This is a genomic window from Sulfitobacter dubius (assembly GCF_027214245.1).
GTDB lineage: Bacteria > Pseudomonadota > Alphaproteobacteria > Rhodobacterales > Rhodobacteraceae > Sulfitobacter > Sulfitobacter dubius_A.
The window spans coordinates 1-7,441 of sequence record NZ_JAPWHM010000020.1 but is presented as its reverse complement, the minus strand read 5'-3'; the positions used below and the strand labels follow the sequence as shown (position 1 = coordinate 7,441).

Sequence of the window (7,441 nt, the reverse complement as noted above, 5' to 3'; positions counted from 1 at the left end):
CGCGCCGAGCCCTGCCTGGTGCTCCTTCAGGATGCCAATAATCTGTTCTTCGCTGAAACGGCTTCTCTTCATCTTTTATCTCCTCAATTGGAGAACAGGCTAACCTCAAATCGAGGACATTTCAGGGGAGCAGGTCAGTAGACATGCACCATCACTCCAGTTTCAGCGTCGCGCTCCGTATGGCAATTCCCTGCAACATGTGACCGTACGTCTAAGACGGTAATCTCGTGACCTGCCTCCGCGAGTTCCCTACCAATTACCGCACCAGAAAGACCCGCTCCGACAAGACACAGTTTCATTTTTCAATTCCCTAAACGCTCCGATACGGGAGACATGTTTCATGACAGAATAGGAACAGCAACTGTCCGTCGTCAGGGTTTTTGGAACCAATGGCTGCCTAGGGTCTGGACTCATAACCAATTGATGACAGTTGCGGCGAGCGCGATCGCCGAGAGGAAGACTCTGGGACACCTGTCATACCGAGTTGCTACACGCCGCCAGTCCTTGAGCCGGCCGAACATGATCTCGATACGGTTTTTGCGTTTATAGCGGCGCTTGTCGTAATTGACGGTCGTCTTCCGTTGTTTTCGGCCCGGGATGCAGACGCGTATCCCCTTGACTTGCAATTGTCTTGCTCTCCGGCGGTTTGGAACGGTTTGTGACATGCCAGTCTGCCGCCAAAAACCGCTTCTTGATACCTTCCCGCCGCCGTTCCGCAAACGAACCACGCTATCACAGAATAATGGTCTTTGGCGCCGGGAAGGAGGCCGCAAGCCTCTATCGCTCAATGGCCGGTCAATCCTTCGCGGCCGGCAAGTTAAGTTGACGACGCTGCCTGTACATTTCCCGCCTGGCACGTTCGTTATCCGGGAAGAAGTACAACATCAGCACTCAAGTCACCGTATCACCCGGCATGGCTCCACGCAGGCAGCTAGATTCGGAAAAATCGATCCTGGTAACGCTTTTTGTCGATTTACAGCTTCTAACTGTCCCTGAACCCGACTCTTAGACGGTCTACAAGACCTGCTTCAAGAACCGCTTTACGCCAACTTGCGCTTCGATCGCCGCACCAGGCGAACGAACGCCCTTCATTAAGGGTCGGCAAACTCAAGCCAAAATAAAGCGCCTGTGGATAATACGGCAGAGTGATTTTATCTTATATATCAATGCACTTTAAGCCATAATTAGTTCGGTACATTAACTTCCTGTGCTGGCGCTCTTCGTTTATTTCACCGGATTTTCAACCACAAAATCCGTATTTCTGCTTGAGATTCAGATCCGTCCGGGCCATAGCTTGTAACAAGATAAACACAAAACGACCGCAAAATCCGTTTCTTGCCCCCTAACCACTCGAGAAACGCCAATTGAAGGTCGAGATGACGGGCAGACAAAATTGATAAACGCACTTCATGATAAGCTACGCGCAGACTCCGGAAGGCTATCGCAGGCGCTCGACAATATGTCGAAGCTCTTTCTTGCTCCGAAGGAAGAGAAGACCCTCAGGGCCTTCTCGGCAGCGGAGGTAGCAGAGTTGCTTAGGGTTAGCGGAGGCTACTTGCGCAAATCGCATTTTGAAGGCAAAATTCCCGAAGTTGCCCAGAGTGCCGGGAACAAGCGCTCCTATACCGCTGAAGACGTTTTGAAGATCCGAAAGATCCTCAATAAGAACGCCAAGGATTCTCACCATTTTCTTCCGGGGCGCAAGCCTGGTGATAAGCTACAAGTCTGGTCAACCGTCAATTTTAAAGGGGGCAGTTCGAAAACGACCTCATCGGTTCATCTTGCATTTCGACTTGCGGCTCGTGGATATCGCGTTCTCTGCATAGATGCCGATCCCCAGGCTTCCTTGACAACCTTCTTCGGATATCAGCCTGAGCTGGACTTCAAAGAAGGCGGAACGCTCTATGACGCGCTGCGCTACACAGACGGTGATACGATCCGCGTGCCCATCACAGATGTGCTGCGCAAAACCTATGTGCCAAACCTCGACCTCGTACCGGGCGGCATCATGCTATCTGAGTTCGAGACCGAAACGCCAATGGCGCTCAGCCGCGGCGAACAGCCCGTCTTCTTCAATAGGCTAGGTGATAGCCTCCGTCAGGTCGAAGACAACTACGATATCGTCATCATCGATTGCCCGCCACAGCTGGGCTATCTGACTATGGCGGCCGTTTGCGCGTCCACATCTCTTCTAATGACTGTAATCCCTGAACGGGTCGATCTTGCCTCGGCAAGCCAGTTTCTCAACATGGCTTCCGGTGTGCTTGAGGTCATTCATGGTAACGGCGGGGTCGCAAACTACGATAATTTCGCCTATCTGCTGACCCGCTATGACACCGGGATCAGTACGCAGGTCGATCTAGCTGATTGGATCCGGCAACTGCTGGGCGATAGCGTGATTCCTACCCCTTTCGTGAAGTCCTCGGCAATCAGTGAAGCCGGACTTTCGCAAAAGACGATTTTCGAAGTGGATTTGGCCGGTGCCAAGAACCGCAAGACCTATAACCGCGCGCTTGAAAGCGTCATAGGCTTCTCAAACGACGTCGAGAGGATGATCCAAGCCGCTTGGGGAAGGAATGTATCAAATGAGACGTGATTTGCTCGCTAAAAGCCTCAGTCAACTCAATGAGGAGCCTTCGCCATCCGAAGCTCTCGCGCAGCCCCCCTCTCCTATCGTGGAAGAGAAGACTAAAACGCCAAGCGGGCCTAAATCCTTACAAGCCATGTCAAATGTATTGAGTCAGGTCTCTTCTCAGGCCGCTCAAATGGTGGATACACGTGAGATCGCGGATTCCGCGCTGCAGGACCGTTTTGATACGAACGATGGACTCGACGATTTGATTGCATCGATCCGGGCTTCCGGACAGGAAATCCCGGTTCTGCTACGTTATAGGCGCGGCGCCGGTCAGCGGTATGAAGTGGTCTATGGGCGGCGGCGAATCGCGGCTTGCCGTGAAATTGGCATCCCCGTGCGCGCGCTAATCCGTGAAATGGAAGAGCGCGATGCCCTTATGTCGCTCGCCCGTGAGAACTCCGCGCGCCTTCAGCGGAGCTTCATCGAACAGGCAGTATTCGCAACGCGTCTGGAAGAGTACGGCTTCGATAAAGATGAGATTTGCGGGCTCCTGGCGGTCGATAAAACGACATTAAGCCGCCTCGCTACCGTGGCCCGTGATGTGCCAATTGCGGTCATCGAACGAATCGGCTCTGGCCATGATATTGGCCGTCGACCATGGTTGGATCTTCGCAAGGCCATCAAAGACGCTGATGTCCTTGATACCAGCCAACTGCTTGCGATGATCCCTGACGAAGAGCCCCCCCTCAAAGCTCTGCAGGGCCTCATTGTTGCGCTTCGCACAGCCATCTTGAGCGAGAAGGCGCAGCAACAAGAAGCCGCCCGGGCGACGCGCTCTGAACCGTTGACCGTGGGGGATAAGCCGGTTCGCTTCGTCAAGAAGCGCGGGAAGATCACCATCGAGGCAACGGAGGAATATGCGACTGATTTCATCGAGTATCTTGAGGACAGGCTTCCTCAAATACTTGACAGCTGGTCAAGCGAATTACTCGGTGGTCAAAAAAGTTAAATCATTGATTTAAAAGGATTGGCCATGGTCAATTATCGCCCCGAACGACATCAAGAGCCATAATGGCCGCATAACGACCTTAGAGAAGAACATAGAGAAAGGAGGCAGACGCAGCGCAAAAAGAAACCCCCCGAAACCGAAGTCTCGAAGGGTCCCATAAGATTTAAGCACCTCATGGATACCTTGCTAGAGAATCGTTTGCAACACTGTTTTCGGTGAATGGTAGTTCTTTGCCGTCTGAAAATTCATGATACAGGCCACAACCACGGTAATTCATGCCGGGGAGCGGAGGAGCTATGCCCCTACCCGCCCTGGACCAGCACCCCAAGTAACTCGGCGCGATCTCATGACCGCTGTCAAAGGCAGCTCACCGAGCTATGGAATGACACCAAGCACAATCCTTGTTCTTGAGGCGCTTTTGAGCTTCCTCCCCTGCAGGGATCGCGAAACGGGCAAAGAAGCCCCGCTTAGCTCCAATGAGCTTCTCGTGGTTTATCCCTCGAATAAAGCCGTTTGTGAACGCGCTAACCGCATGAATGATCGAGTGCTTCGGCGCCATATCGCGAAGCTCTGCGAGATTGGCTTCATCGCGCGCAAAGACAGCGCCACGCGTAAGCGCTTCCCGCTCCGGGTTGGCGGGATCGTGCGTGACGCCTTCGGCTTCGATCTGTCCCCCCTTCTCCGCGTCTACCCCGAGCTGGTGGCCGAAGCGGCGAAGCTCGATCTTGAGACCGAAGAGCTTCGCTCGATGCGCTCCGTAGCTCTAGCAATTCGAGCTGATCTTCTCCGCGCACCTGAACAGTTGACCGCGGCACAGATCAACTTTCTCACTGAGGTGAAGAAGATTCTACGCCGAACTTCATTGAAGACAGAGGAGGTATCAGCTTTGATCTGTGAGATGCGCGCGCTGAAGCCTGCCGCTGAAGCTCGACATTCTACCGCGGAAGAAGACAGCCAGCTCCCTCCTCCTCAACACAGCACCCCCTGCCCTGCCCCTACCGATCAGCTGCGGAATACAGACCCTAATGAAATCACCCTCCGGGACATTGACCGCGGCCTAAAATGTACAGGTTATGAGTTAGCGCATGAACCAGTAGCGTCCCGGTCAGGCACTTCGCCACGCCGAAAAGTCGGCCTTCAGCGCGATGCCTGCCCTCAAAGCGGGTTTTCGGCGACCCCGGAAGAGTCCGGCAAGAACGGTCAGATTGTCCGCCAAGTAGAGTCCCTAAAAATAGATCCTAAAATGAAGGCACCCGACGAATATGCGCGGCTTGTCGAAGCATGGGAGCGTTGTCCCAATATCGCCAGCCTCTATCCGAACGCTGTCCAATCACCGTCTCGTCTGCGGGAAGCGGTTTTTCTATTTGGGTCTTTTTTAAGTTTGAAAAGTGAAGCCTTGGCGAAAGGTGTGGCTTTAATCGGATGGCCTAACATGCTCAGAGCTTTGGAATATCTAGCTGAGAACGCTATACGTATCAAATCACCGTCTGCCTATTTCACGTCGATGATCGATGGCTTCATCGCGGGCAAACCGGTTGCAGGCATGCGATGAGCCTGAAAACTTTCTGGGCCTGGCCAGAATTGACCGCGGTCAATCGTCCTGAATTTGATACGGTGGTGTTTTCGTGTATCGCGCCCGATCTGAAATTGACCGCGGCCAATCGGGACCGAATGGACATCTCGAAATCGTCGGATTCCGCTGAGAGCGCTTCAGATATCTCAAATATGGTCGGAGCTTCAGCGGGGATGTCGTGATTGACCAGAGACAGCGGTTTACCTGTAGTAAGCTTGTCGTCGGCATTGTTCGTAGTCCGCCAATAAGGTTTCCACAAATGTTGCGGTCCCCGGGCTGAGAAGTATTTGCTTGCCTAAACAAATACATTGGGCATTCTATATCCTTCATAGTTGGTCTGATCGTTGCTATCTAGCTTGCATGAATAGCCTTATCCTGTGAAGAAACAGATCTTCTCCAAATTGCGAGCTTTATCAAATCTTCGCCCTGAGGATTCCGGCGCGGCTCGCGGAGGGCTCATCGTTGAAGGCCACACGATTCTTTAGACTGGTCTATCAACAGTCAGGACACTCTGGGAAATAGTTGATTTTCGAGTTTCTGTTCCCGGTTACCGGTTACCGGAGGTACTGTTTCAGGAACTTCAGCTTGATCGGCGGAACGGAACGTCGCGTTGTCGAATTGACCGCGGACAAGTTTGCTGGGTAGATGTCCTGCTCGACAACTGGGCTCAGCCACATTCAAACCGGGATATGATCCGACACGATTTCACGCCCCAAGAATGGGTGGCGCCTAGAACTCGATGCGCGAATTCCAGCCTTCCGTTGGCCTGAATAGGAAGGCTCACGCCGCGCGGCGATCAGATATTATCTTAGAGGTTGGCGATGAGCCATTTCTTCGAGGTGATTGTAGAGCTGCCTACGCTTGTTACAGGTGCCGCCATCTGGCCGACTAGGCCCCTTACCGGGTTCGTCGGAGACAGATCGAAATTGCCCTCAAGGAAAGCCTGGGTGCATTCAATACGCTCATTCAGCCAATCTTGGTGGAATCGTGAGGCAAGCGCTTCCTTCTCTCGTTCAGCCACCGATATTGCATAGTTTGAATGTACCGCGGCTAAGACAAACTGAAACCCATCGGCGGTCTCGAAGTGCGCAAAGATAGGCTCTCGTACGAAGGCTCTGCATTCACCCAGATAGACAAAACAGCCATCGACCGAGGTTATTCTATCCGTAGAGCTAAGAAAGGCGTAGATCGCTTTGTAAGAAGCATGCGTTAATAGAGGATCCCATCCCGCGCCGAATCTAGCCTCGAGCGTCTGGATCATCTGACCCGCGCCTTTAACGCTCATGACTTCTCGATCTTGGATCCATCAAATTGGCTCACAAGCTCTACGACCGCGGTTAAGTACTTTCCGTTATCCCATCCTAGGTGTTCGATTTCCCAACTTGCAATAATTGGATCCGCGTAGACCGGGTCCGAAGTCGATCTTCGCGAAGTGCAGCCATTGCTTGAGCGCGTGAACAGGGCAAGTCTGGTCGCTAGAGCCGCGGCCAATCTCAACCTCACGCCAGCCGGTTTTAGCGTTCAGCGTGAGCAGGGCACCCTTGTCGAAGATCTCGATCCAACCGCCCGAGTCCGGTGTGTCGTCCTTGTGGACATCCAAGCAGATAATTTCCGATCGACGCAGCCCGCCCGCATAGCCGAGAAGCAGGATGGCCCGGTCTCGCATTCCGCGCAGGTCGAACGGAAGGGTGCCCACCATCGCGAGAATGTCCTCGGCCAAAATCGCTTCCTTCTGCACCGGCGGACGGGCGTGTTTGCGTTTGATGCCGGCCAGCACTGTGGCGATATGCCGGTTCTTGCGATCGAGGTTGAAGTCACGTTGCTTGTAGTTCCAGCTAAGACCAGAAAGACGGCGCTCGATGGTCGAGACTGAGAGGGCAGGGGCCTTTCCCGTGGGTGCCGCCAAGTTGGCGAGGTAGAGCCCGATCATCTCGGGTGAAGGCGGCAAAGGATCCGTTCCCTTCAGCCTGCACCATCGGGCAAAGTGCGCCCAGTCTTTCGCATAGGCTTTCAGGGTGTTCTCAGAGGCCGCCTGCTTCGCATAGCCGCGTGCGGTTTCTACCAGCTGATCGAGGGTGCCTGAGCCAGCCACATGCGAGGGTAGGGGGGATGCGATCACTTTTATCTCGATCTCTTGCGTCACCCTGAGCATCTTCGGATGCACCAGGGCATGCTGAGCCCAACTTCTCGTCCTCTGTGGCCATGTTTGTCGTTCTGCCAAGGTTTTTGAGATTGGGTGCCATGTGTTTTCAATGGTTTGCGGATTTTTCATTTTGAGATTGAG

At 53.5% G+C, this 7,441-nt stretch carries 7 protein-coding genes and 1 pseudogene; 4 read left to right on the top strand and 4 right to left on the bottom strand.

What is annotated here, in order from left to right:
• Positions 1-137: 137 nt before the first annotated feature.
• Together O4H31_RS19370 and O4H31_RS19365 are read right to left on the bottom strand one after the other, a co-directional pair.
• Positions 138-299, bottom strand: a pseudogene (locus O4H31_RS19370) (NAD(P)-binding protein); the annotation flags it as partial.
• Positions 300-410: 111 nt separating this feature from the next.
• Positions 411-665 carry a transposase gene (locus tag O4H31_RS19365; protein WP_269348165.1) on the bottom strand — a complete coding sequence of 85 codons (255 nt, stop codon included), beginning with the start codon at positions 663-665 and terminating at the stop codon, positions 411-413.
• A 728-nt stretch (positions 666-1,393) separates the two neighbouring features.
• Between O4H31_RS19365 and repA the strand changes: the two genes are divergently transcribed.
• The 4 genes from repA (at position 1,394) to O4H31_RS19345 (ending at position 5,339) form a co-directional block, all read left to right on the top strand.
• Entirely contained in the window at positions 1,394-2,596 is a 1,203-nt protein-coding gene (gene repA, locus O4H31_RS19360) for a plasmid partitioning protein RepA (RefSeq protein WP_269348164.1), read from the top strand.
• Positions 2,586-3,584 carry a plasmid partitioning protein RepB gene (gene repB, locus O4H31_RS19355; RefSeq protein ID WP_269348163.1) on the top strand — a complete coding sequence of 333 codons (999 nt, stop codon included), beginning with the start codon at positions 2,586-2,588 and terminating at the stop codon, positions 3,582-3,584. The genes repA and repB overlap by 11 nt, the downstream gene beginning before the upstream one ends.
• A 247-nt stretch (positions 3,585-3,831) precedes the next feature.
• The gene (locus O4H31_RS19350) at positions 3,832-5,136 is read left to right on the top strand and encodes a helix-turn-helix domain-containing protein (RefSeq protein ID WP_269348162.1); all 1,305 of its coding nucleotides are present in this window, start codon (positions 3,832-3,834) and stop codon (positions 5,134-5,136) included.
• The gene (locus tag O4H31_RS19345; RefSeq protein WP_269348161.1) at positions 5,133-5,339 is read left to right on the top strand and encodes a hypothetical protein; all 207 of its coding nucleotides are present in this window, start codon (positions 5,133-5,135) and stop codon (positions 5,337-5,339) included. The genes O4H31_RS19350 and O4H31_RS19345 overlap by 4 nt, the downstream gene beginning before the upstream one ends.
• A 626-nt stretch (positions 5,340-5,965) precedes the next feature.
• Here the strand turns inward: O4H31_RS19345 and O4H31_RS19340 are convergent.
• Together O4H31_RS19340 and O4H31_RS19335 are read right to left on the bottom strand one after the other, a co-directional pair.
• Entirely contained in the window at positions 5,966-6,418 is a 453-nt protein-coding gene (locus O4H31_RS19340; RefSeq protein WP_269348160.1) for a hypothetical protein, read from the bottom strand.
• 90 nt (positions 6,419-6,508) lie between these two features.
• Positions 6,509-7,441, bottom strand: a 933-nt coding sequence (locus tag O4H31_RS19335) for a tyrosine-type recombinase/integrase (RefSeq protein ID WP_419723619.1), incomplete at its 5' end; no start/stop codon positions are given.

Excerpts from the sequence above, each read along its gene's own strand:
- O4H31_RS19345 (WP_269348161.1), top strand. The coding sequence starts at position 5,133 with ATGAGCCTGAAAACTTTCTGGGCCTGGCCAGAATTGACCGCGGTCAAT.
- O4H31_RS19350 (WP_269348162.1), top strand. The coding sequence starts at position 3,832 with ATGATACAGGCCACAACCACGGTAATTCATGCCGGGGAGCGGAGGAGC.
- O4H31_RS19340 (WP_269348160.1), bottom strand. The coding sequence starts at position 6,418 with ATGATCCAGACGCTCGAGGCTAGATTCGGCGCGGGATGGGATCCTCTA.
- O4H31_RS19365 (WP_269348165.1), bottom strand. The coding sequence starts at position 665 with ATGTCACAAACCGTTCCAAACCGCCGGAGAGCAAGACAATTGCAAGTC.
- repB (WP_269348163.1), top strand. The coding sequence starts at position 2,586 with ATGAGACGTGATTTGCTCGCTAAAAGCCTCAGTCAACTCAATGAGGAG.